At 65.3% G+C, this 22,617-nt stretch carries 25 protein-coding genes, 2 tRNA genes and 1 pseudogene; 17 read left to right on the top strand and 11 right to left on the bottom strand.

Annotation, left to right across the window (positions count from 1 at the left end):
• Positions 1-33 precede the first annotated feature (33 nt).
• The 10 genes from G6N43_RS27220 to rplA all read left to right on the top strand — a co-directional run bounded on the left by G6N43_RS27220 (position 34) and on the right by rplA (position 4,646).
• Positions 34-107 (top strand) — tRNA-Met (locus G6N43_RS27220).
• Positions 108-142: 35 nt separating this feature from the next.
• On the top strand, positions 143-310 hold the full coding sequence (gene rpmG, locus G6N43_RS27215) for a 50S ribosomal protein L33 (protein WP_006246868.1): 168 nt from the start codon (positions 143-145) through the stop codon (positions 308-310).
• 53 nt (positions 311-363) lie between these two features.
• The gene (gene hadA / locus G6N43_RS27210; protein WP_083157272.1) at positions 364-843 is read left to right on the top strand and encodes a (3R)-hydroxyacyl-ACP dehydratase subunit HadA; all 480 of its coding nucleotides are present in this window, start codon (positions 364-366) and stop codon (positions 841-843) included.
• Positions 830-1,258, top strand: coding sequence for a (3R)-hydroxyacyl-ACP dehydratase subunit HadB (gene hadB / locus G6N43_RS27205; RefSeq protein WP_083157271.1), 429 nt, complete (start codon positions 830-832; stop codon positions 1,256-1,258). Before hadA ends, hadB begins: the two co-directional genes overlap by 14 nt.
• Before the next feature lie 3 nt (positions 1,259-1,261).
• Positions 1,262-1,798, top strand: a complete 537-nt coding sequence (gene hadC / locus G6N43_RS27200) for a (3R)-hydroxyacyl-ACP dehydratase subunit HadC (protein WP_083157270.1) — start codon at positions 1,262-1,264, stop codon at positions 1,796-1,798.
• A 152-nt stretch (positions 1,799-1,950) separates the two neighbouring features.
• Positions 1,951-2,023 (top strand) — tRNA-Trp (locus tag G6N43_RS27195).
• 67 nt (positions 2,024-2,090) lie between these two features.
• Complete coding sequence (gene secE, locus G6N43_RS27190; protein ID WP_083157269.1) at positions 2,091-2,519, top strand: preprotein translocase subunit SecE; 429 nt, start codon at positions 2,091-2,093, stop codon at positions 2,517-2,519.
• 39 nt (positions 2,520-2,558) lie between these two features.
• Positions 2,559-3,368, top strand: a complete 810-nt coding sequence (gene nusG / locus G6N43_RS27185; protein WP_083157268.1) for a transcription termination/antitermination protein NusG — start codon at positions 2,559-2,561, stop codon at positions 3,366-3,368.
• A gap of 74 nt (positions 3,369-3,442) precedes the next feature.
• The gene (gene rplK / locus G6N43_RS27180; protein WP_083157267.1) at positions 3,443-3,871 is read left to right on the top strand and encodes a 50S ribosomal protein L11; all 429 of its coding nucleotides are present in this window, start codon (positions 3,443-3,445) and stop codon (positions 3,869-3,871) included.
• 67 nt (positions 3,872-3,938) lie between these two features.
• A complete protein-coding gene (gene rplA / locus G6N43_RS27175) occupies positions 3,939-4,646 on the top strand; it encodes a 50S ribosomal protein L1 (protein WP_083157266.1) in 708 nt (235 codons plus the stop codon).
• On the opposite strand, the gene G6N43_RS27170 is transcribed toward rplA, so the two are convergent.
• Positions 4,647-7,394, bottom strand: coding sequence for an AAA family ATPase (locus G6N43_RS27170; RefSeq protein WP_083157265.1), 2,748 nt, complete (start codon positions 7,392-7,394; stop codon positions 4,647-4,649).
• A gap of 64 nt (positions 7,395-7,458) precedes the next feature.
• On the bottom strand, positions 7,459-7,755 hold the full coding sequence (locus tag G6N43_RS27165; RefSeq protein WP_083157264.1) for a hypothetical protein: 297 nt from the start codon (positions 7,753-7,755) through the stop codon (positions 7,459-7,461).
• Between the two features lie 290 nt (positions 7,756-8,045).
• Here G6N43_RS27165 and G6N43_RS27160 point away from each other — a divergent pair, with 290 nt between their 5' ends.
• On the top strand, positions 8,046-9,839 hold the full coding sequence (locus tag G6N43_RS27160; RefSeq protein ID WP_083157263.1) for a PE-PPE domain-containing protein: 1,794 nt from the start codon (positions 8,046-8,048) through the stop codon (positions 9,837-9,839).
• A gap of 79 nt (positions 9,840-9,918) precedes the next feature.
• On the opposite strand, the gene G6N43_RS27155 is transcribed toward G6N43_RS27160, so the two are convergent.
• From G6N43_RS27155 to G6N43_RS27140, 4 genes are all read right to left on the bottom strand, one after another.
• Positions 9,919-10,818, bottom strand: coding sequence for a cyclopropane mycolic acid synthase family methyltransferase (locus G6N43_RS27155; RefSeq protein ID WP_083157262.1), 900 nt, complete (start codon positions 10,816-10,818; stop codon positions 9,919-9,921).
• A 76-nt stretch (positions 10,819-10,894) separates the two neighbouring features.
• Entirely contained in the window at positions 10,895-11,764 is an 870-nt protein-coding gene (locus tag G6N43_RS27150) for a cyclopropane mycolic acid synthase family methyltransferase (RefSeq protein ID WP_083157285.1), read from the bottom strand.
• A 135-nt stretch (positions 11,765-11,899) separates the two neighbouring features.
• Positions 11,900-12,799 (bottom strand): alpha/beta fold hydrolase, encoded by a 900-nt coding sequence (locus G6N43_RS27145; protein WP_083157261.1) that lies wholly within the window; start codon positions 12,797-12,799, stop codon positions 11,900-11,902.
• Between the two features lies 1 nt (position 12,800).
• Positions 12,801-14,147, bottom strand: a complete 1,347-nt coding sequence (locus G6N43_RS27140; protein ID WP_083157260.1) for an ABC1 kinase family protein — start codon at positions 14,145-14,147, stop codon at positions 12,801-12,803.
• A 237-nt stretch (positions 14,148-14,384) separates the two neighbouring features.
• Here G6N43_RS27140 and G6N43_RS27135 point away from each other — a divergent pair, with 237 nt between their 5' ends.
• Positions 14,385-15,668, top strand: coding sequence for an MFS transporter (locus G6N43_RS27135; protein ID WP_083157259.1), 1,284 nt, complete (start codon positions 14,385-14,387; stop codon positions 15,666-15,668).
• Positions 15,669-15,714: 46 nt separating this feature from the next.
• On the opposite strand, the gene G6N43_RS27130 is transcribed toward G6N43_RS27135, so the two are convergent.
• Positions 15,715-16,704 (bottom strand): oxygenase MpaB family protein, encoded by a 990-nt coding sequence (locus G6N43_RS27130; protein WP_083157258.1) that lies wholly within the window; start codon positions 16,702-16,704, stop codon positions 15,715-15,717.
• 96 nt (positions 16,705-16,800) lie between these two features.
• On the opposite strand from G6N43_RS27130, the gene G6N43_RS27125 reads away from it, so the two are divergent.
• The 3 genes and pseudogenes from G6N43_RS27125 to G6N43_RS30775 all read left to right on the top strand — a co-directional run.
• Positions 16,801-17,397 carry a TetR/AcrR family transcriptional regulator gene (locus G6N43_RS27125; protein WP_083157284.1) on the top strand — a complete coding sequence of 199 codons (597 nt, stop codon included), beginning with the start codon at positions 16,801-16,803 and terminating at the stop codon, positions 17,395-17,397.
• A 97-nt stretch (positions 17,398-17,494) separates the two neighbouring features.
• Complete coding sequence (locus G6N43_RS27120) at positions 17,495-17,935, top strand: DUF6319 family protein (protein WP_083157257.1); 441 nt, start codon at positions 17,495-17,497, stop codon at positions 17,933-17,935.
• A 52-nt stretch (positions 17,936-17,987) separates the two neighbouring features.
• Positions 17,988-18,170, top strand: a pseudogene (locus G6N43_RS30775) (hypothetical protein); the annotation flags it as partial.
• 11 nt (positions 18,171-18,181) lie between these two features.
• On the opposite strand, the gene G6N43_RS27110 reads toward G6N43_RS30775, so the two are convergent.
• From G6N43_RS27110 to G6N43_RS27100, 3 genes are read right to left on the bottom strand one after another with little or no spacing between them, the layout of a single operon-like run.
• Complete coding sequence (locus G6N43_RS27110) at positions 18,182-19,087, bottom strand: alpha/beta fold hydrolase (RefSeq protein ID WP_083157255.1); 906 nt, start codon at positions 19,085-19,087, stop codon at positions 18,182-18,184.
• A gap of 2 nt (positions 19,088-19,089) precedes the next feature.
• Positions 19,090-19,695, bottom strand: coding sequence for a DinB family protein (locus tag G6N43_RS27105; protein ID WP_083157254.1), 606 nt, complete (start codon positions 19,693-19,695; stop codon positions 19,090-19,092).
• Positions 19,696-19,697: 2 nt separating this feature from the next.
• Entirely contained in the window at positions 19,698-20,234 is a 537-nt protein-coding gene (locus G6N43_RS27100; protein WP_407664844.1) for a DinB family protein, read from the bottom strand.
• Between the two features lie 61 nt (positions 20,235-20,295).
• On the opposite strand from G6N43_RS27100, the gene G6N43_RS27095 reads away from it, so the two are divergent.
• Entirely contained in the window at positions 20,296-21,255 is a 960-nt protein-coding gene (locus tag G6N43_RS27095; protein WP_083157253.1) for a helix-turn-helix transcriptional regulator, read from the top strand.
• Here the strand turns inward: G6N43_RS27095 and G6N43_RS27090 are convergent.
• The gene (locus G6N43_RS27090) at positions 21,245-21,796 is read right to left on the bottom strand and encodes a nucleotidyltransferase (RefSeq protein WP_083157252.1); all 552 of its coding nucleotides are present in this window, start codon (positions 21,794-21,796) and stop codon (positions 21,245-21,247) included. The two genes, G6N43_RS27095 and G6N43_RS27090, sit on opposite strands and share 11 nt — an antisense overlap.
• A gap of 45 nt (positions 21,797-21,841) precedes the next feature.
• Here G6N43_RS27090 and G6N43_RS27085 point away from each other — a divergent pair, with 45 nt between their 5' ends.
• The gene (locus G6N43_RS27085; protein WP_083157251.1) at positions 21,842-22,609 is read left to right on the top strand and encodes an endonuclease/exonuclease/phosphatase family protein; all 768 of its coding nucleotides are present in this window, start codon (positions 21,842-21,844) and stop codon (positions 22,607-22,609) included.
• Positions 22,610-22,617: the final 8 nt, after the last annotated feature.

Below are 22,617 nucleotides of genomic sequence, written 5' to 3'. Positions count from 1 at the left end.
TGGACGGGACGGTGCGCCGGCCCGGACTATCGGGGCGGTGTAGCTCAGCTGGTTAGAGCGCACGACTCATAATCGTGAGGTCGGGGGATCGAGTCCCCCCACCGCTACAAGACGTTAGAACCGTAGACAAAGGACGAGAGAAGTGGCCTCCAGTACTGACGTACGGCCCAAGATCACCTTGGCGTGCGAGGTGTGCAAGCACCGCAACTACATCACCAAGAAGAACCGCCGCAACGACCCCGATAGGCTGGAGCTGAAGAAGTTCTGCCCGAACTGCGGCAAGCACCAGGCGCACAAGGAATCGCGCTAAGGCGTCGACCCGTGGGCGGTCGCCCGGGGTTAGACGGATAGGTTCACCACACTGTGGCGTTGTCAGAGCAGATCGTCGGGATGCACTACCGCTATCCCGACCACTATGTCGTCGGACGGGAGAAGCTGCGCGAATACGCCGTCGCAGTGAAGAACGACCACCCTGCCCACCACGACGAGGCCGCGGCCGCTGAACTCGGCCACTCCAGCATTCCCGCGCCGCTGACGTTCATCTCGGTGTTCGGCTACATGGCCCAGTCGGCCTTCTTCGAAAGCGCCGACATCGGCATCAACGACATGCAGATCGTGCAGGTCGACCAGGTGCTGAAGTTCCGCAAGCCGATACACGCCGGTGACACGCTCTACTGCGACGTGTACGTGGACTCCGTCCGGCAGGCGCACGGGACCGACATCATCGTGACCAAGAACATCGTCACCGACGACAAAGGTGACGTTGTGCAGGAGACCTACACGACCCTGGCGGGTCGTTCTGGCGAAGACGGAGAAGAGGGTTTCAGCCATGGCACTTCGTGAGTTCGATTCGGTGAAGGTGGGTGACCAGCTTCCCGAGAAGGTGATCCCACTGACTCGTAGCGACCTGGTGAACTACGCCGGCGTATCCGGCGATCTGAACCCGATTCACTGGGACGACGAGATCGCCAAGCAGGTCGGACTCGACACCGCGATCGCGCACGGCATGCTCACCATGGGCCTCGGTGGCGGCTACATCACGTCCTGGGTCGGCGACCCGGCGGCGGTCACCGAGTACAACGTGCGGTTCACCGCCGTGGTCCCGGTTCCCAACGACGGCGTGGGCGCTGAAATCGTCTTCAATGGAAGGGTGAAATCCGTTGAACCCGAGACGAAGTCAGTGACCATCGCGTTGACGGCCACTGCGGGCGGCAAGAAGATCTTCGGCCGCGCCATCGCTACCGCAAAGCTGGCGTAACCGATGGCATTGAAAACCGACATCCGCGGGATGGTTCACAAGTACCCGGATGTTTTCGTCGTGGGCCGTGAGCAGATCCGCCAGTTCGCGCACGCGGTGAAGGCTGAAGACCCGGCCACTCATGACGAGGCCGCGGCGGCCGAGCTTGGCCACGAGGCACTCGTTGCACCCCCGACATTCATGACGATCTTGGCGGTGATGATCCAGCGCCATTTCTTTCAGCACGTCGACATCGGCATGGAGACGATGCAGATCGTCCAGGTGGACCAGAAGTTCAAGTTCCACCGGCCGGTGAAGGCCGGCGACCGGCTGACCGGGACGATGTATATCGAGACCGTTGACGAGCGGTTCGGCGCCGACATCGTCACCACCCGCAACGTCTGCACCGACGAGGACGGCGAGATCGTGATGGAGGCTTTCACCACGCTCATGGGCCACGAGGGCGACAATTCGATCTCGGCGAAGTGGGATCCGGAGACGGGACAGGTCATTCGTACGGCGGTCAGCACGAACGGTCAGAGCGCCGACAAAGCGGATTAGTACCTTGCGCGGGTGGCACGCTACACTCGTCACTCGGGGTTTTCCCAGTCCAGCGCGCTGTCCGTCGGTTTCTAGATCGACCGAACGGGGAGCGCGCGAATTGTGTGAGCCCCGGAACCGGCGATATCGCCGCGCCAGCGGTGTCATCGTAAAGGGGCGTAGCTCAACTGGCAGAGCAGCGGTCTCCAAAACCGCAGGTTGCAGGTTCAAGTCCTGTCGCCCCTGCTCAACTGAATACTCGACAAGCGTGGACACTGGATGGTGTCCATAACCAACAGACGGAAGGCATGCGGTGAGCGACGAGCGTGATCGTGCCGGCTCCGCAGGGGCCGACGACACCGGCAACGACGGCTCCGGCGCGGTCGTAACCCGGCCTGCTCGGCCCAGCGGCAAGCGGACACGGCGCGCGGCGACCGGCGAGGACGTCAGCAGCGCTGTCGACCTGGCGACCGGCACCGATGCCTCTCCGACGAAGAACGGCTCGGGCTCCGCGAAGAAGACCGCCAAGAAGCGTGGCGACGGTCCTTCACGCAACCCGATCGCGTTCGTGTGGAACTACCTGAAGCAGGTCGTCGCCGAGCTGCGCAAGGTGATCTGGCCGAACCGCAAGCAGATGGTCAGCTACACCATGGTGGTGCTGGTTTTCCTGGCGTTCATGGTGGCGCTGATCGGCGGGGTCGATCTGGGTATCGGCAAGCTCGTGATGTGGGTGTTCGGCTGAGCGCTCGTGCGGACAGTGAGAATTCGAGAGGACTGACAAGTGACTAGCTTCGAGGGCGAGACGCCTTCGGCCGAGACCGACGAGGTCACCGCTGATGCGGGGACGGCGGTCGACGTTTCCACCACCGACCCTGCGACCGAGTCGGTCGACGTCGTGAGCGACGAGACCGTCGAGGGCACCGACGCGGCTGTCGAGGCTCCTGCTGAGGCGGCTCCGGAAGAGGACGAGGATCCGGCCGTCGCGCTCAAGAAGGAGCTGCGGTCCAAGCCCGGCGACTGGTACGTCATCCACTCCTACGCCGGCTACGAGAACAAGGTGAAGGCCAACCTCGAGACCCGCGTGCAGAACCTCGACGTCGGCGACTACATCTTCCAGGTCGAGGTGCCCACCGAAGAGGTCACCGAGATCAAAAACGGCCAGCGCAAGCAGGTCAACCGCAAGGTGCTGCCCGGCTACATCCTGGTCCGCATGGAGCTCAACGACGAGTCGTGGGGCGCGGTGCGCAACACCCCCGGCGTCACCGGGTTCGTCGGTGCGACGTCGCGGCCGTCGCCGCTGTCGCTGGACGACGTGGTGAAGTTCCTGCTGCCGCCCGCTGCGGCCAAGAAGCCCGGTAAGGCCGCGTCGACGGCCGCCGCCGCCGCGGAGACCGGCGGAATCGAACGGCCCGTCATCGAGGTTGATTACGAGGTCGGCGAGTCCGTCACCGTTATGGATGGCCCCTTCGCCACGCTGCCTGCGTCGATCAGCGAGGTCAACGCCGAACAGCAGAAGCTCAAGGTGCTGGTGTCCATCTTCGGCCGCGAAACACCTGTCGAACTGACCTTCAACCAGGTCGCCAAGATCTAACACAGGCGATTTGTGTGCGCCAAGGAGCGGTGGGCGCTCCTAAACGCACACAAATCGCAGGAGAAAGGAAAAGCATGGCCCCGAAGAAGAAAGTCATCGGGCTGATCAAGCTCCAGATCCAGGCCGGGCAGGCCAACCCCGCCCCGCCCGTGGGCCCGGCGCTCGGCCAGCACGGCGTCAACATCATGGAGTTCTGCAAGGCGTACAACGCCGCGACGGAGAACCAGCGCGGCAACGTCATCCCCGTGGAGATCACCGTCTACGAGGACCGCAGCTTCACGTTCGCGCTGAAGACCCCGCCCGCCGCCAAGCTGCTGCTGAAGGCCGCAGGCGTGCAGAAGGGTTCCGGCACCCCGCACAGCACCAAGGTCGCCAAGGTGACCTGGGATCAGGTGCGCGAGATCGCCGAGACCAAGAAGGAAGACTTGAACGCCAACGACATCGAGGCGGCGTCCAAGATCATCGCCGGCACGGCCCGGTCGATGGGGATCACGGTCGAGTAGTTCGGCCGCGAACCCGTGGGAGAGCTGGCATCGGCTCGCCAACCACAACTCTGATTAGGAGATATGAATGAGCAAGAACAGCAAGGCATATCGCGAAGCCGCGGCGAAGGTCGACAAGGACCGCCTGTACACGCCGCTGGAGGCCGCGAGGCTCGCCAAGGAGACGTCGTCGAAGAAGCAGGACGCCACCGTCGAGGTTGCGATCCGGCTGGGCGTCGACCCCCGCAAGGCCGACCAGATGGTCCGCGGCACCGTGAACCTGCCCAACGGCACCGGTAAGACCGCGCGCGTCGTCGTGTTCGCCGTCGGCGACAAGGCCGAGGCCGCGCTGGCCGCAGGCGCCGACGAGGTCGGCAGCGACGACCTGATCGAGAAGATCCAGGGCGGCTTCCTGGACTTCGACGCCGCGATCGCGACGCCGGACCAGATGGCCAAGGTCGGCAAGATCGCCCGCGTGCTCGGCCCGCGTGGCCTGATGCCGAACCCCAAGACCGGCACCGTCACCCCCGACGTCGCCAAGGCCGTGTCCGACATCAAGGGCGGCAAGATCAACTTCCGTGTCGACAAGCAGGCCAACCTGCACTTCGTGATCGGCAAGGCCTCGTTCGACGAGAAGCAGCTGGCCGAGAACTACGGCGCCGCACTCGACGAGATCCTGCGTGCCAAGCCGTCGTCGTCGAAGGGCCGCTATCTCAAGAAGGTCGTCGTGTCGACCACGACTGGTCCGGGCATCCCCGTCGACCCGTCGGTCACCCGCAACTTCACCGAGGCGTAACTAGCCGTCGCCCATCAGCCGCCCAAGCTCGGCTCGTGACTTGATGCCGAGCTTGCGGTAAACCCGAGCGAGGTTGGACTCCACGGTCTTCGGGCTGATGAACAGCGCGGCGGCGACGTCACGGGTCGTCATCCCGGTGGCTGCGAGTTCGGCGACGCGCTGCTCCGAGGCGGTGAGTCCGAGCGCTTGCGCGGGCGCACCGCTGGAGCGGGTGAGTTCGGCGCGAGCCCGGTTGGCCCACAGTTGGGCCCCCAACTGTTCGAAGGTTGCCAAGGCCTCGTTCAGTGCGGTGCGCGCGGATTCCTTCTTGCGCTGACGACGTTGCAGCTGCCCGACCAGTAGGAGCGTGCGGGCACGCTCGAAGGGCATCGGAAGACGCTCGTGGTGTCTGAGCGCCGTCTCGGCCACACCGAGGGCACCGGCGATATCTCCTTGTGCGGCAAGCCACATGCTGCGACAGCGCGCGCCGATCGCGAGCATCCACGGGCGGTCCAACCATCGGCCGTTGACTTCGATCGCGTTGATCATCGGCTCGGCGTCGGTGTGGCGGCCCAGCGACACCAGGGCCTCGACAGCGTCGGGAACATAACCGGCCGTGACGATCTCGGTGCCCGGCATGTTATGAAACCTCGCGATCAGAGGTGTCAGGGCGGTGATCGCGGCCGCGTGGTTGCCCAGGGATACCTCCAGGAATCCCAAGCTGATCGATGCCCAGTCAGCCAGTCGCGGCGCGCCGCACCGCTCGGCCAGTTCGATGGCCGACGTTGCAGTGGTGCGGGTTTCGGTTTCCCGGCCGGTGTGGGCGCTGACGACGGCCCGCATCGTCGTCCCGACGACCTGCAGGGGATCGCCGCCGAGTTGCTGTGCCCGTTCGACGGTTTCGTCCGCCAGGGCCGCCGCGGCGGTGTAACGGCCCCGCCAGACCTCCATCAGCGTGGTGTAGTACGCCACCGACACCAGGTCGGTCTCGGCGCCGCGGTGCATGCAGCGTCGACGGACGATCGACATCTGCTCGACGGCCTCGTCGAGCCGGCCCGCCCACGACAGCAGCACACCGTAGATTGCGCTGGCGCGCAACGTGATCGAGGTGTTGCCGTGGGGATTTTCCAGGGCATTGGCGCGGCGCAGGGCGGTTTCGTCGAACCCGTTGCCACACATGCTCGTCACCATCGCCCGAATGGCCAGCACCTGGCTCGTCAGATCAGGGTCGTCGATGCCCTCGGCGAGGATGACCGCCCGCTCGGAGTGCTGCATGGCGTGGACGAACTCGCCGGCGTTGATCTCGGCGAACGACAACAGCAGCATGGTGCGCACCCTGACGTCGAGCTGATCCGCGGCGTTGGCGAGCGCCTCCTTGAGCATCTCGACGGCCTCGGCGAAGCTGTTGAGGTGAATCTCTATGCCCGCCAACAGGTTCAACGCCAAGGCCCGGCTCACGCCGTGCGGCACCGTGTCGATGACTCCGTGGAGGAGTGCGGTGGCACGTGGGAGGTCGCCTGCGTGGATGAGGTGGTCAGCGGCGCGGATCCGACGTTCCGGGGTGTCGCCGCCGAGGCGGATGGCCAGTTCGACGAGCTCGGCAGCTGCGGCCGGAGCGCCGCGACTGGATGCCACGTTCGATGCGACATCGAGCGCGCTCAACGTCGTCGGGTCGGCGCTCGAGGCGGCCAGCGCCATGTGTCTGGCCCGCAGCTCGGGCATCTTCACCGTCTCCGACAGCGACCGGTGCATCGCGCGTCGCTCGCGGGGCGTCGCGTCGGTGTACACGCTTCGGGCCAGCAGAGGATGGGAGAACCGCACGACGTCACCGTCGAGCGCGATGATGCCCTTGGTCCTCGGCTCCTCGAGTAGCTCGTGGGCGACGTCGACGGGAGTGCCGGTCACCTGGGCGAGAAGATCGACAGTCGGATTGGATGCGCATGCCGCGGCCAGCAGCAGATCCTGAACCTCACGGTCCAGCCGTCCGATCCGCATCCGCATCAGTTCAGCCAGCGTCGCCGGTAGCACCGACGCGGAGCCGCCTGCGTCGACGGCCCGCGCCAATTCGAGTGCGTAGAACGGATTTCCGGCCGAGATCTCCGCGATGCGCACCATCGTCGGACGGGGGAACGACCGGCCAAGGCGCGACGAGACCAGCGCGTGCAGACCGCCGAGGCTCAGCGGGCCGACGTGGACGCGGGCCATCGCGTCGGGGTCGGCGAGCTGCAGCCAGTCCGCCGCGCCGGCACCCTCGTGTTCGGTGCGCTCGGTGATCAGGAGTCCGACGCGGCCGGTGAACCGACGCGCCGCCGCGGCCAGAACCGCCTGGCTCGACGGGTCGAGCCACTGCACGTCGTCGATGGCCAGCAGGATCGGAGCGTCTGCCGAGAGCCGGTCGACAACGGCGGCGAAGGCCGCGGCGACCACGCTCTCGCCGGTCGCCGGACCCTCGGCGGTGGTGCGCAACAACACCCGATCGACGGCGATGCGCTGGACGTCGGGCAGTTCGGCGAGGACGTCGGGGTCGACGCCGCCGAGGAGGTCGGCGAGCGCGGCGAACGTGAGCACCGTCTCGGCCTGCCCCGCCCGCGCGGACAACACCCGAAACCCGCGCTCACCCGCCTCGGTGAGCCCGGCGAGCCAGACGGTGGTCTTGCCGATGCCGGCTTCGCCGTCGATGACCAGCCCCGATAAATGCATGCCCGCCGACTGCAGAAGATCCGAGACAGCGCGGAACTCGGCAGGACGCTCGACAACCCCCGCAGCCATTCCCTGATCCCCCGCTTTGCAGAAGTCAGGGTAACCACGCGAGCGCCGGTCTAATCAGCCCCGCTTACAGGCGACCGCGGCGGATCCGCGTTCCGATGCGCTCGGACAGCCGCTGATGTGGCGCACCGGCCCGAATGCACGTCATCGAGACGATGTCGGGGGAGTGCGCGTCGAAGACGCCGTACAGGACTTCGTCGGCGGGCACGGAAAGCGTGACGAGCAGTCGGACGGGGGTGCCCTCGTCGCTGACCGTGGCGGCGGCGGCGTCGAGCCGCGTGACGATGTCGTCGACCGTTTGCTCATTGAGCTCCGGCAGGTACCACTCAACGAGATAGCACGCCGGTTTGCCAACGGCCTTCATGCGACCGAACGGTAGCGGCGAAAACAGCAGGAGGAATCAGGGGTTTCCCTATCTGTTGGCCAAGCTCAGCCGGGCCGCCTGCGCGGTCCGGCGTGTCGGCGGACTCGGATTCCAGCAACAGGACGAAGTAATGCATGGCGTCACCTTCCGGATGCGAGCAGAACCCTGCGTTCTACTCTCTACCTGGTCGACGAACAACGCCACGGAAATCCGACAGTCGGCGCGACACACATGTGGGCAAATTTTCGATTCAACGAGAAGACTGCCCTGCGTTATGTGATTGTTGTCGCATGCGCAAGGTTGGTCGGGTTGTTCGTATCTTCCTCCTGAGCTTGCTGAGCACCGCGGTGCTCGCCGCAGCAACGGCGATCGTGGCGGCCGTCAGCCTGGCCGCCACTGCGGTCATCGTGCCGGGCACGGGAACGCCGAACGCGAACGTGGTCGGCAACTATATGCAAAATTTCCGCAACTACTACATGCAGAAGCCGTGTTCCGACATGGACCCCGCCAACGGTTGCGACAACCTCCTCGGCGTCAACTATCCCGCGTCTTTTTGGCCGATCCCTCTACCCGGGTGGTGCCCGAATCTGCAGTGCGACAAGTTCGACGTTTCGGTCGCAAAGGGTGTCGCAAACCTCCGTTCCGACGTGATGGGTGTGGCTGGCCCATTCTTGATTGCGGGCTACTCTCAAGGCGCCCGCGTGGCCACTATCGCGAAGATACAAATCGTTAGGGGCGCATGGGCAGGCTTGCCCCTGCCGGATGCATTCACGTTCATCGGCAACCCCAACCGTCCCAACGGCGGCATCCTGTCGCGCTTCGGCATCATCGGCCGCATCCCGATCCTCGATGTGACGACCGGCCAACCCACACCCACCAACTCCGGAATCCCCACTGAAGACTGGGCCATCCGGTGGGAGGGCATTGCCGACTGGCCGCAGTACCTGCTGAATCCGCTTGCGATAGTCAACTCGATCCTCGGCTTCACTTACGATCACGGCACATACCTGGCGGTGAATGCGAAGAGTGATCCGGGGGAGATTCCTGCGGGATACGACCCCGCCGTCTGGCAGGACATCGTGTCCAACCCGCAGAACTACCCCGCCATCGTCAATATTCAGACGTACGGAGATACGACCTACTACACGATCACTCCGAAGGTTCTGCCGCTCGTCCGGTGGCTTCACGACATCCCGTTGATCGGCAAGCCGATCGCGGACTTCTTTGAGCCCATCCTTCGCGTGTTGATAGAAGAGACCGGCTACAACCGCGCCATCCCGTTTGGCTATCCAATAGGGACGAGCCTGATCCCGTGGTTCAACCCGATCTCGCTATTCGTCAAGCTGATCCCGGCAGTCTTGATAGGTATCAACAACTTCTTCGCGAACTTCGGCTTGGCGACGGAGATCCCGCTGTCGCCGACGACGCCGGGGGCGACGAATCCCCTCGGGACGACGAGCATTGCGAGCTCGCTCGCGAGTTCTTCCAGCCTGGCGAGCTCGAGCGTGCCATCGGAAGAAGAGCACGACGGCGACGAACCGCAGGATGCGGCGGACCTCCGAATGCTGGCGTTCGGCGCTGAAGGTGGCGACCTCATGGAGGGCACCGTCGAGGAGACCCAGGGCATTGTCGAGGAGACCCAGGGCGCGGTCGAAGAGGTCCAAGGCACCGTCGAGGGGACCGAGGGCACCGTCGAGGAGACCGTTCAGGAGACCCAGGGGACGGCTCAGGAGACCCAGGGGACGGTTCAGGAGACCCAGGGGACGGTCCAGGAGACAACCAAGCCCGAGGTCGTGACGGTGCTCAAGAACGATCCTGAGAAGGACAAGGAGCCCGAAAAGGTCACGCAGCCTGAAGAGAAGAAGAATCTGCCGAGCAACCGTGTCGACGCGAACGGCGGCAGCGTCTCGTTGAACTTCTCGACGAACAAGACGAACGAGACCTCGACCAAGGGCGATGACGACGGCCCCGCCCCCGTCAAGCCCGCCGGCGACCCGGCGCCCACCGCGGGCCCAGCGACGGGACCGACCTCGAACGACGACAGCGACAACAGTTCAAACGACGCCGGTAAGGCCGCCGCCTAGCTGAGAAGACGCGAAGACCCCCAAATCCTCGTGAATTTGGGGGTCTTCGCGTCTGTTCGCGTTGAAGAGCGCTAAAAGATCAGGCTGCTACGGCACCCGGCTTCAGGTACGTGACGAGGCTGACGTCGATGCTGTCGTCGATGAAGTAGTACTGGCAGCCCTTCAGGTACCGCATGTAGCGGTGGTAGTTCTCCTCGTCGGTTGCCGCGATCGCGGCCTCCTTGTTGCGCTCCAGACGGTCGGCCCAGATGCCGAGCGTCTTGATGTAGTGATTGCGCAGCGACCGAGGCTCGGGCACCACGAAGCCGGCCTTCTCGCCGTGCTCGACCATCATCTGCGTGGTCGGCAACCGTCCACCCGGGAAGATCTCGGTGATCATGAACTTGATGAAGCGGGCCAGTTCGAACGTGAGCTTCTTACCGCGCTCGGCCAGATCGTAGGGGTGGTAGCCGACGCTGCTCTGAATGGTCATCCGGCCGTCGTCGGGCAGGATCTCGAAGCACGTCTTGAAGAAGTCGTCGTAGCGCTCGAAACCGAAGTGCTCGAACGCCTCGATCGACACGATCCGGTCAACGGGGGAGTGGAACTGCTCCCAGCCCTCCAGCCGCACGTCGTAGGTCCGCTCGCTGTCGACCTTGCTCAGCAGTTGGTCGCAGTAGGCCTTCTGGTTCTTCGACAGCGTCAGGCCGATGACGTTGACGTCGTACTTCTCCATTGCCCGCTGCAGCGTCAGTCCCCACCCGCAGCCGACCTCCAGCAGCGTCATCCCTGGCTTGAGGTCCAGCAGATCGAGGTGCTGGTCGACGTTGGCGATCTGCGCCTCTGACAGCGTGGCATCGGGCCCGGTGAAGAACGCGCAGCTGTACTTGCGCGTCGGATCCTGGAATACGCCGAAGAAGTCGTCCGACAGGTCGTAGTGGGCCTGAATGTCCTCGAAATGAGGCGTCATGTCCTTCGTGCCAGTGGAATTGTCAGACATATTCGTCCTGGGCCTCCGTAGTGTTGATCTGGTCGTACACCCTAGCCCGTGGCGTGGGTCACGCCCTAATTCCGCGCTACTTGGCGAGGGTGAATTGGTTGACGTCGATGTACCCCATTCTGAAGCCCTTTGCGCAGCCAGTTAGATAGTGCATATAACGGTCGTAGACCACCTCGGACTGCACGGCGATCGCGTCGTCCCGGTGCCCCTGCAGCGCCGCTGACCAAGTGTCCAGGGTGCGGGCGTAGTGCAGCTGCAGCGACTGGCGGCGGGTGAGAGTGAATCCGGCAGGCGTCGCATGCTCCTCAACCTTCTCGATCGACGGCAGCCGTCCACCCGGGAAGATCTCGGTAAGAATGAACTTCACGAACCGCGCCACCTCGAAGGTCAGCGGAATCTTCCGGTCCGCCATTTGCGGCAGGGTCAACGCGGTGATGGTGTGCAGCAGCATCACCCCGTCGTCGGGTAGCGCGGCGTAGGCCATCTTGAAGAAGTCGTCGTAGCGGTCGAAGCCGAAGTGTTCGAACGCCCCGATGCTCACGATCCGGTCCACGGGTTCGTCGAACTGCTCCCAGCCCTGCAGTAGCACCCGTTTGGTACGGGCACTGTCCGACGCCGCGAAAACCCTTTCCACATGGGCCTTTTGGTTCTCGCTCAAGGTCAGCCCGACGACGTTGACGTCGTAGCGCTCGAGCGCTCGCATCATGGTCGAACCCCAGCCGCAGCCGACGTCGAGCAGCGTCATGCCGGGCTGCAGACCCAGCTTGTCCAGCGCGAGGTCGATCTTGGCGACCTGCGCTTCCTCCAGCGTCATGTCGTCGCGCTCGAAGTATGCGCAGCTGTAGGTCCGGGTCGGGTCCAGCCACAACCGGAAGAACTCGTCGGACAGGTCGTAATGCGCTTGTACGTCTTCGAAATGCGGTTTCAGATTGCGTGCAACAGCCATCAGTCGGTGCCTTTCTGGGCGAATCAGCAGCTCCGCCGTCATCACCGTTGACAGCTCGCAAAGCCCTGAAGCACTCGACTCGCATGCTAGCCCCAATTCCTGAAGCTAACGAACCGAGAAGCGCCGTAACAGCAGTTACGCAGCTGCGAAGTTGGTCTTCAACTCGCCGACGATGTCGTCCCACAGTTCGCGTGGCAACTCGTGGCCCATCCCGTCGAACAGCACCAGGCGTGCGCCCTTGACTGCGCGGGCGACGGCGCGACCGCCGAACGGGCGCATCAGCTTGTCCGCCTTGCCGTGGATGACGACCGTTGGCGCGGTGATCTGACGGTCATAGCGCAGCAGGCTGCCGCTGCCCAGGATCGCCGCGAAATGGCGCCCGATGCCTGCGGGGTAGTACGAGCGCTCGTAACCCTCGATGGCCTCGGCGCGGATCCGGTCCTCAGGCGCGGGATAACCGGGGCTCCCGATGATCTTGCTGACGCGGATCGCATTCTCGATAATCGCCTCGCGCGACGCGTCTTTCGGCCGTTGCAGGATCGCCAGCAGCTGTTTGGGCCCAGGCGGAGGCAACAACGGCTGGTTGTTGCTCGAGAAGATCACGGCCAGCGTCTTGGTGCGCACGTTGTGCCGAGCGGCGAAGACCTGCGCGATCATTCCGCCCATCGATGCGCCGACGATGTGGGCCGAGTCGATGTTGAGGTGGTCGAGCAGTGCGGCGGCGTCGTCGGCCACGTCCTCGAGCGTGTAGACCGCCGGGCTGCGCAGCCCGAGAAACGACCGTGCCATCCTCGGCAGCAGCGCGGCACCCGAATGCTGACCCGTCACCTTTGAGGACAGCCCGACGTCGCGGTTGTCATACCGGATGACTCGGAGCCCCTGGTTGACGAGCTTCTCGCAGAAGTCCTTGCGCCACAACAACAACTGCGCACCGAGACCCATGATGAGCAGCACCGCCGGATCGTTCGGATCCCCCATGTCCTCGTAGTAGATCTCGAGCTCTCCGGACTTGGCGGTGCCGGTGCGCAACTGCAACTCAGGCCTCGACTTCTTCGGTGTGCTCCCGGCTGACCTCGACCATGAAGTTCGCGAAGTAGCCTGTCAGCTGCGGGTCGGACATCATCTGCCACTTCGGCGCGAGCAGCTTCATGTACCGCTCGACGTAGAGGAACTGCTTGCCGATCAGCACCAGCTCACGCGGCAGCTTGACGTCGTACGCGTCGGCCAGCACCGAAAGTTGTTTCCCGATCTCGGCATAACTCATATCGCCCAACGACGACATGGTCAGCGGCGTCGCGAACTTCTCCAGATCCTTCGCAGCCTGGGCTTCGGGTTTCATGGTGCCGACGGCGCCCATCAGCACGACGATCTTGCCCGCCGCGGCGTGGTCCTTCTTCACCAGCAGGGCGTACACCAATTCCCTTAGCAGCCAACGGGTGCGGGGATCGATGCGGCCCATGATGCCGAAGTCGAGGAACACGATCTTGCCGTCGGGGTCGACGAACAGATTGCCCGCGTGCAGGTCGCCGTGGAACAAGCCGTGTCGCAGTCCACCCTCGAAGACGCTGAACAGCAACGCCTTTACGAGTTCGGTGCCGTCGAAGCCCGCCTTGCGGATCGCCGCGACGTCGTCGATGCGGACGCCCTCGACGCGCTCCATCGTGAGCACCCGCTCACTGGTCAAATCCCAGTAGACCTGCGGCACCCGGATGTTCTTGCCCAGCGGCGAGGCGTGCATATGCGACACCCACGCGTCCATCGACTGTGCCTCGAGCCGGAAGTCCAGCTCCTCGGCGAGGTTGTCGGCGAAGTCCGCGACGACATCCTGCGCCGACAGCCGCTGACCGAGCTTGGCGAGTTCCACCAGGCGCGCACCGCGTTTCAGGATCTGCAGATCGGCGGCGACGCGGCGACGAATGCCGGGCCGCTGGATCTTGACGACGACCTCCTCGCCGCTGTGCAGGGTCGCGTAGTGCACCTGCGCGATCGAGGCCGAGGCGAACGGCTTCTCGTCGAAGGAGGCGAACAGCTTGGACGGTTCGTCGCCGAGCTCCTCCTTGAACAGCTTGTGGACTTCGTCTTCGTCGGCAGGCGGCACGGCGTCGAGCAGGCTGCGGAACTCGCGGCTCAGCTGCTCGCCGAATGCGCCGGGACTCGACGCGATGATCTGTCCGAACTTGACGTAGGTGGGTCCGAGGTCGGCGAACGTCTGGGGGATCTGCTTGAGGATCTTCTGCTGCAGTGAACCCTTGCCGGCGAGCTTGGTGACGACTCGCGCGCCGGTGCGGGTTATCTGCCAACCCGTCGCGCCGATGCGGGCGGCCTCGACCGGGAGCGGAACCCGATCCAGCTTGGCCCCCTCGCGGGATTTAGTCGTACTCATAGAGGCCAGTGTCTCAAAAACGGCCGTGAGCCGCGAAAACGTGTGCCGTGTCACACGTATTCGCGTGTCGCCAACGGCACGCTTGTTGTACGTAAACGCCGAGTGCCACCGGAAACAAGCGTGCACTCGGCGGACGGGCAATCTGTGAGCAAAATGCGCAAAACCAGCGCATCGATGCAAAGGCGGCTTGTGCGCACAAGCGCGACCCGCCCGTCTACCGTCCGTAGCTTCGGGACCATGGCAACTTTGGTCAGCGAGCAGGGCACGTCGATCACGCGGGTCGCACTGGCCAGCTATGTCGGGTCGGCGATCGAGTACTACGACTTCTTCATCTATGGGACCGCCGCGGCGCTGGTGTTCCCGAAGGTCTTCTTCCCGCACCTGGGCACCACCATGGCGACCGTCGCCTCGATGGCCACCTTCGCCGCAGCGTTCCTGTCCCGGCCGCTCGGTGCCGCGTTCTTCGGGCACTTCGGCGACCGCCTCGGGCGCAAGTCGACACTGATTGCCACCCTGCTGATCATGGGCCTGTCCACGATGACCGTCGGCCTGGTGCCCGGTGCCGCGACGATCGGCATGGCCGCTCCGCTGATTTTGTTGACACTGCGCCTCGTACAAGGATTCGCGGTCGGCGGCGAGTGGGCCGGTGCCGCGCTGCTGTCCGCGGAGTACGCACCCGCCGAGGCGCGCGGCCGCTACGGAATGTTTCCCCAGATGGGTGTCGGCAGCGGATTGGTGATGAGCAGCCTGGTGTTCCTTGTCGTGAATCAGACGATCGGGGAGACCAGTCGCGTCTTCCTCGACTGGGGATGGCGAATTCCGTTCCTGCTCAGCGCCGTTCTGATCGTCATCGCGATGTACGTGCGACTGAACGTCGCGGAGACGCCGGTGTTCGCGGGGTTGAAGTGTGATGCCGAGTCGACGCCCCTGGTCGCGCTGTTCCGCAATCAGCGGCGCGAGGTGGTGCTCGGCGCGGGAGCGATGATCGGCTGCTTTGCGTTCGCCTTCATGGGCAATACGTATCTGATGAGTTATGCCCATGCGCACGTGGGCTTTTCACCGCGAATGGTATTGACGGTCAGTCTGATGGGCGGCGTCGTGTCGCTGGTGTGCAACGGGGTCAGCGCCGTGCTGTGCGACAGGTACGGACGCCGCCGCGTCATCATCGCGGCGTTGGCCGTCGGGGTGCCGTGGTCGTTCGCCATGCTTCCGCTGCTGAACACGGGCAGCACAATGTGGTTCGTCGTGGCGATGGCGGGCACCTTCGCGGTCGCGGGTGCCGCGTACGGGCCGATGGCGGCGTTCATTCCGGAGATCTTCGCGACGCGGTACCGCTACAGCGGCGCGGGACTGTCGCTCAACCTCGCCGGTCTGGTCGGTGGCGCGGTACCGACGATCGCCGCCACACCGCTGTCGCAGACCTACGGGGTCGCGTCGGTCGGAGTGATGCTGGCGGTCGTGGTCGGCGTGAGCCTCGCGTGCATGGCGATGCTGCCGGAGACGAAAGGTGCAGTGCTCTAGGCGCTTCGAGTGCGCGCTTGATGCACACGAAACGCGAGTAGGGGCGTCAGCGGAAGCTGAGCTCGACCTCGTCGCGGCTGCGCACTGGGTCGTCGCCGAGTACATAAGACGGCAGCGTGTGCGGCACCGTGGTTCCTGACTTGACCCTGGCCTGCGCCTGCCGGAATTCGGGTGCCGTTCCTGCCGCGAGCTCCAAGCCGTTGATGATGCTCCAGACCGTGGCGCGCCTGGCCGTGCGCTCAACGATGTTGGGATCGCGATGCTGGATCAGTTCCTTGGCCCATTTCGGCATCGTGTCGCGGACTGCCCAGTCGATGGCGCTGTGCGGCAACGCGAGATTGGGCCCGGTCGACATCGCGGTGCCGTGCGTGACCGCAAGCCTCGGCAGATACGCCTTGAGGCACTCCAGGGTGTCGGCCTTGGTGGTGGGCAGGTCGGTGCCGCCGAGGGCATGGCCGACGCGGACGAACTCGCCGTAGTACTTGTCGATCTTCTTGCCGCGCAGCGGGTTCGGGTGATACAGCTCGTGCGCGGTCGCGAGACCCCAGACGACGGTCGCGTAGTTCCAGCGCAGCCACTCCGGGTCGTCGGCGTCGTAACGTGCCCCGTCGGGCCGGACCCCTTTGATGGTGTGGTGCATTGCGCGAACCGACTGGGCGAGCCGCTCGGCCGTCTCGGTCGAGCCGTAAGCGGTCCCGATGAAGAACGCGACGGAGTGACCGAGCCGCACCGCGGCGCCCTTCGGATCGATCACGGGCACGGCCGTGCCGTCCTCGTTGCGTTTGACCAGCCGCGAGTGATGCATGCCCATCCAGTAGATCGACGGGTCCAGCCGTTCCAGGTAGGCGGCGCACTGCAGTCCGAAGATCAGCGCGTGCATGTGGGAGTGGACGTGCCAGACGGCGCTGCCGGGGCCGAACCAGCCGGGGTCGCCGACGGGTGCCGCGAACTCCATGCCGCGGAAGAAGTGCTTGCGCACGGCCTGGTCGAATCGCTGATTGACGAACTGCCCGACCAACTGGTGCGGCAGGTACACGGCGGCCCCCTCTTGGAGTTTGGTTACAGCTGTGACCAGAATACTATTTGGACACGCCTGTGACCAGATTTGGCGGGTCCGGCTTACGCTGTGGTGATGTCCAGTCCGACCCGATGGGCGGGCGTGCCGTTGACCGACCGCCGCGCCGAGCGACGTGCGCAGCTGATCGACGCCGCGTTCCGCCTGTTCGGCGAGGGTGGCGAGGCGGCTGTGGCGGTGCGGTCGGTGTGCCGCGAGTGCGGGCTGAACACCCGCTACTTCTACGAGAGTTTCGCCGACACCGACGATCTGCTGGGCGCGGTCTACGACCAGGTGAGTGCGCAGCTCGGGGCGGAGGTGGAGGCGGCGATCGCCGCATCGGGCGATTCGCTTCGCGATCGGACGCGGGCGGGGATCGCGGCGGTGCTGGGATTCAGCTCTGCCGATCCGCGGCGCGGTCGGATTCTGTTCACCGATGCGCGGGCCAATCCGGTGCTTGCGGCGCGACGGGCGGCTACCCAGGATCTGCTGCGCGAAGGCGTGTTGACCGAAGGCTGGCGGCTGAATCCGGGCTCGGATCCTGTTGCGGCACAAGTCGGTGCGGCGCTGTACGCCGGCGCGATGGCCGAGTTGGCCCAGCAGTGGCTGGCGGGAAATCTCGGCGACGACCTCGACGCCGTCGTCGAGTATGCGGTGCAGACCGTGCTGCCCTGAGAGCGCGTTTCTACGAAAACACCACCGCGCGTGGACTTTTCGCGACTTTCGGGTGAGCTGTTGACTTCACCTATCGAACATGTGTTCTAATGGCGCTATGACTCTAGATACCCTGGCACCCGAAGCGCAGTCCGTCTACTACGACACGCCGGATGCGGTGGTTCCGCCCGCTCAAGAGGCTGTCACCGAGGAGGCCGTCGCAGCGGAGCCCGCGGAGGCCGTAGAGGAGAAGCCCAAGAAGGCTCCGGCCAAGAAGCCGGCGGGTAAGAAGTCGAAGACGCTCGAGCTGACGCTGACGGTCACTGGGACCGCCGACGGCGAATGGCGCGCGGAATTGAAGCAGGGCACCACCTATCGAGCGCGGAATCTCGCCGTCGCGGCCGCCGCAGTGTCCCGCGCCGCGAAGGAACTGCACGAGGATCTCTCTGCACCGATCGACGAGCTCATCGAGGAGGCGCGCACCCAGCAGGCTGCGAAGGTCGCCGCGCTCGAGGCCGAGCTGGAAGCCGCTCGCAAGGCCCTCGCCGAACTGGAGTGAGCGTCTGGCCGTGCGTGCCATTGCCATGCGACGCGGTGGCGGTCTAGTTGGCGCACTGCGCTGGGAAATGCGGCGAGGTCGAGTCCGTCGTCTCAGGCGCGGACTGTACGGACCGGGACATATGCCCCGATCCACCGAGTACTACATCCACAAGCGGGCGTTGGCGCTCCGAGAAGATGCGGGGCGGAGGATTGGCCGCAACCACGATGCTTATTGGGATTCCACCCTCGCCTGACGTTCACACGGCTACGGAGCGGCGGTGAAGTTCTCCGTCAGCGTCTCGATGACCGGACGCCAAACCGGTTCGGGCAGATCGTGTCCCATGCCATCGACGACCACATACCGGGCCCCGTCGATTACCCGGGCCAGGTTGCGCCCATTGCGTGGCCGCACCATCGGATCCTCCGAACCGTGGATCACCACCGTCGGCGCCACGATGCTGCGCGTGTAGCGCACCAGGCTGCCGGTGCCCAGGATCGCGTCGAACTGGCGCAGCATGCCCTGCGGATAGTCGCTGCGGGCGCGTAACTCCTCGACGCGTCGCCGCAACTGCTCAATGGGCGGTAGGAAATTCGGGCCGTTGATGATCGAGATGTTGCGGACCTCCGACTCCAACCGTTCCTCCCATGGCGCATCCTTGCCCGGCCCGCCGAACGCCAACCGGATCACCCGCCACCGCGGCAGCGCCGAGAACGCCTTGCCCGAACTCGACATGAGAATCCCGAGCGATCGCACCCGCGACGGATGGTTACCCGCCAACACCTGCGCGATCATCCCGCCCATCGACGCCCCGACGACATGCGCACTATCGATCCCCAAATCGTTCAGCAGCGCCGCAGCGTCGTCGGCCATATCGACCAGCGTGTACGGGACCGCGCTAGACCGGCCCATCGCATAGCGGGCCACCCGCCGATACACCGAACCCTGCGCGCGGTGGCCGGCCATCTTCGTGGAGAGCCCAACGTCGCGATGGTCGTACCGGATCACCCGATAGCCCTGCTTGACCAACCGCTTACAGAACCCGTCCGGCCACATTGGCAGCTGTGCGCCGACGCCCATGATCAGCAGCACGGGCGGGGCCTGCGGGTCGCCGAGATCCTCGTAATAGAGCTCGACTTTCCCGCAGACCGCCGTCCCGCTGCGCGTTTGCATACCTACCTGTTTACCGGCTCCTTGCCCCACGGCGTCAGCCACGGTGTCGGCTCCCAGTCCTCCAACGCGGCCAACAGTTCGTAAAGGGTTGCGCCGTCGATGCTTTCGCGAATGATGTCGGCGTGTCCGGCATGCCGGGCCAGCTCCTCGATCATGTGGAAGAGGACCCACCGCACCGACCAGGCCGGGACATCCTTCGGGAACCACGGCACATTCTGCGGAATCGGCACTGCAGCGTCCAGGTCGGCGGTCTCGATCAGCCGGATCGTCTCGGCGTTCTGCTCGTCGAACTTGGCCAGGACGTCTGCCAGTGTCTCGTCCTCGCGCATCACGAACTCGTCCTGGTAGTCGGCCGCCCGGTCCTCCATCGCTCGAAGGTCCACCTCGACCAGTTCCGGCGCGGCGCCCACCCGTTCCATCCACCCCCGCTGGCATCCCGTGACGTGTTTGATCAGTCCGCCGATCGACAGGGCGCTGACCGTCGGCGTCGACCTCGCCTGCTCGTCGGTCAGGCCGAAGGCCACCGCATAAAACGCATGCTGTTGCGCGGCGACGTACTCGCGCAGGCCGGCTCGTTCATCGGCGATCGGTGGGGGCATCGCGGCCATACTCAGTTTCCCTTCTTGGTGTGGACGTAAAGATCTCGGATGCAGGCGATTTCGGCGCCGTGATGAATAACCTCACGGTTGATGTGCAGAACAAGGGTGGCCATCGGATAGTCAGCGTACGGTCCCTCAGCCGGTCCGCAGGGGCGCCACAGAGCGTCTTCGGAGAGCCCGCGCACGCCGTCGATCCACGTGCGGTACTGCACGTCTAGCTGGTGCAGCGCCGTCGCGGCGTCTGTCGCGTAGGGCCAGGTCTCATAGCCGGCCTCCGGCGCCCCGAAATGGCTGTGGTTGCGCATCGCGAGGACGCCGACGATCACGTGCGCGAGCCGCCACGCGATCGTCGTGAACGGCGCTGGCTCGGGCGGCGGATACGCAAAGTCGATGCCGCCGTCGCGGCGCACCGTCCAGCAGTTTGGGACCGGCTGCCAGAAGTACTCGTCATCGGTCAGGCCCTCGAGCCGAGGCCGTAGGGCGTTCGTCCAGTGGAAGTCGAGTTGGAAGGCCAGCTCCGCCGTCACGCTCGTCGTCGTCATGTTCATACGACTACCCTCAATCAGATATAGGACAGTTTCGGTCCTATAACTGCGACAGGGTGGAGTGATGGCGGAGACGACCAGCCGGGTCCTGCAGCTCCTCGGTTTGCTGCAGTCACGCCGCGTATGGACCGGCGAGGAGCTGGCCGAGCGGCTCGGCGTGACGACCCGCAGCGTCCGCCGCGACGTGGATCGGCTGCGTGACCTCGGCTATCCCGTGCACGCCAGCAAGGGCCACGGCGGCGGGTACCAGCTGGGCGCGGGCGCGGCGCTGCCTCCGCTGCTGCTCGACCCCGACGAGGCCGTCGCGATGGCCGTGAGTCTTCGGCTCGCGGCGGGCGGCACGGTCGCCGGTGTCGGCGAAGCGGCGCTTCGAGCGCTGAGCAAGCTGGATCAGGTGATGCCGTCGCGGCTGCGGTCGCAGGTGTCGGCGGTGCACGACGCGACCGTCACGCTGACGTCGCCGTCGTCGACCGAAGCCGTCGAACCCGACATCCTGATGACGCTGGCGCGTGCCTGCCGCGACCGCGAGCACGTCAACCTGCGCTACGTCGACATCCGCGGCAACGCCACACAGCGGCGGCTCGAGCCCTACCAACTGGTGACGACCGGCAGGCGCTGGTACCTACTGGCCTACGACCGCGACAAGCAGGATTGGCGCAGCCTGCGGCTGGACCGGATGTCCGACGTGACGGCTCTCGGCAGCACGTTCTCCAAACGTGACGCGCCCGACGCCGCGGCCTATGTGCAACGGTCGATCAGCGCCTCGCCGTACCGCTACGTGGCGCGGGTGCGCTACCGCGCATCCGAACAAGCCCTCGCGCAACACTTTTCACCCGCTTCGGTGGCCATCGAGCCGGACGGCCCCGACGCCTGCATCGTCACCGCGGGCGCCGACGACCCCGAGCGGATGGTGTTGTACTTCGCGACCGTCGGCTACGACTTCGAGGTACTCGAACCGCCCGAGGTCGCGCAAGCCGTCAAGGTCCTGGCCGACCGGTTGCGTCGCGCGTCCGTCAAGAGGTGAGTCCGAGCCGGTCGGCCAGGAACAGGAACGCGGCCGCGAAATCGTTGTCCTTGGTCGCGGTTCGCAGGTGATCCCAGTCGAGTTGCTCACGCACCGCGCGGACACCCGGCACCAATGACGCGAAATCGCAGTTGTGCTCGTTGAGTGCGTTGAGCTTCTCGGTCATCACGTGCGTCGGCCGCATGACCCGCATCCGCACCGCAAGCACGTCGCATTCCTCGGCGGACAACACGGTTTCCGGTTCGACCGGCACACCATTCAGACGGTGCAGCACGTCGATGACGAATTCGTCGCCCACGCAGGCCTTGAACAGCCAGTCCTCGGGCGTGCGCTCGATGTTGAACCCGGCCTCCTGCAGTGTGGCGACAGCCTTTTCCGTATCGGCTTCCGCGACGACGAAATCCACGTCGTGCACGGGCTCGGGACCGCCGAACACCCACAGCGCGTAGCCGCCGGCCAACGCGAAGTCCGGACCGTGCGCACGCAGGGCCGACGCGGCGCGCTTGAGCGCGTCGCGCAGATCGTCGTTGCGTGCGGGCACATGTCTCCTGATGGGCCGAAGGGCATTGCGGGTATGTGAGTACCCATGCGGATGGCCACTTTCAACATCCTGCACGGACGCAGCGTGCATGACGGGGTTGTGCACCGGGACCGACTCATCGACGCGATAAGGCAACTCGATCCCGACATCCTCGCGCTGCAGGAGGTCGACCTCGATCAACCGCGCTCAGGGATGGCCGATCTGACGGCCGTCGCCGCGACCGCGATGGATGCGGTGAGCCATCGATTCGTCGCCGCCATCGCGGGCACCCCCGGCGCGACGTGGATGGCCGCAACCGGGCGCGAACAGCCGGGCACCGCCGCCTACGGCATCGCCCTGCTCTCGCGATACCCAGTCGACGACTGGCAGGTGGTGCGCCTGCCCCGCATCCCGATGCGGTTCCCGATGTACCTGCGTGGCCCCAACCGGGTGCAGGTCGTCAACGAGGAACCGCGGGCGGCGGTGATCGCGCGGCTGGAGACCCCGGTCGGGCCGCTGACCGTCGCCAACACGCATCTGTCGTTCGTGCCCGGGTGGAATCGCAGGCAGCTCCGGCTGCTCATGCGCGATCTGCGGGGTTTTCCGGGGCCGCACGTGTTGATGGGTGACCTGAACATGGCGCCGTCTCAAGCGGGCCGGCTGAGTGGGCTGCGGCCGCTGGGCCAGGCGGCGACGTTTCCCGCCGACGGGCCGGAGACGCAACTCGACCACATCCTGACCGACGACGACGGACTGCGGGTGAGCGATTGCTGCGCGCCGAGGCTGCCGATCTCCGATCACCGAGCCCTTGTCGTCGACATTTCGAGGGGCTGACGCCGTAG

The sequence above is a fragment of the Mycolicibacterium moriokaense genome (assembly GCF_010726085.1).
In the GTDB taxonomy this organism is placed as follows: Bacteria; Actinomycetota; Actinomycetes; order Mycobacteriales; family Mycobacteriaceae; genus Mycobacterium; species Mycobacterium moriokaense.
Note: the sequence above shows the minus strand (reverse complement) of the source record. Positions and strands in the feature narration are given on the sequence as shown.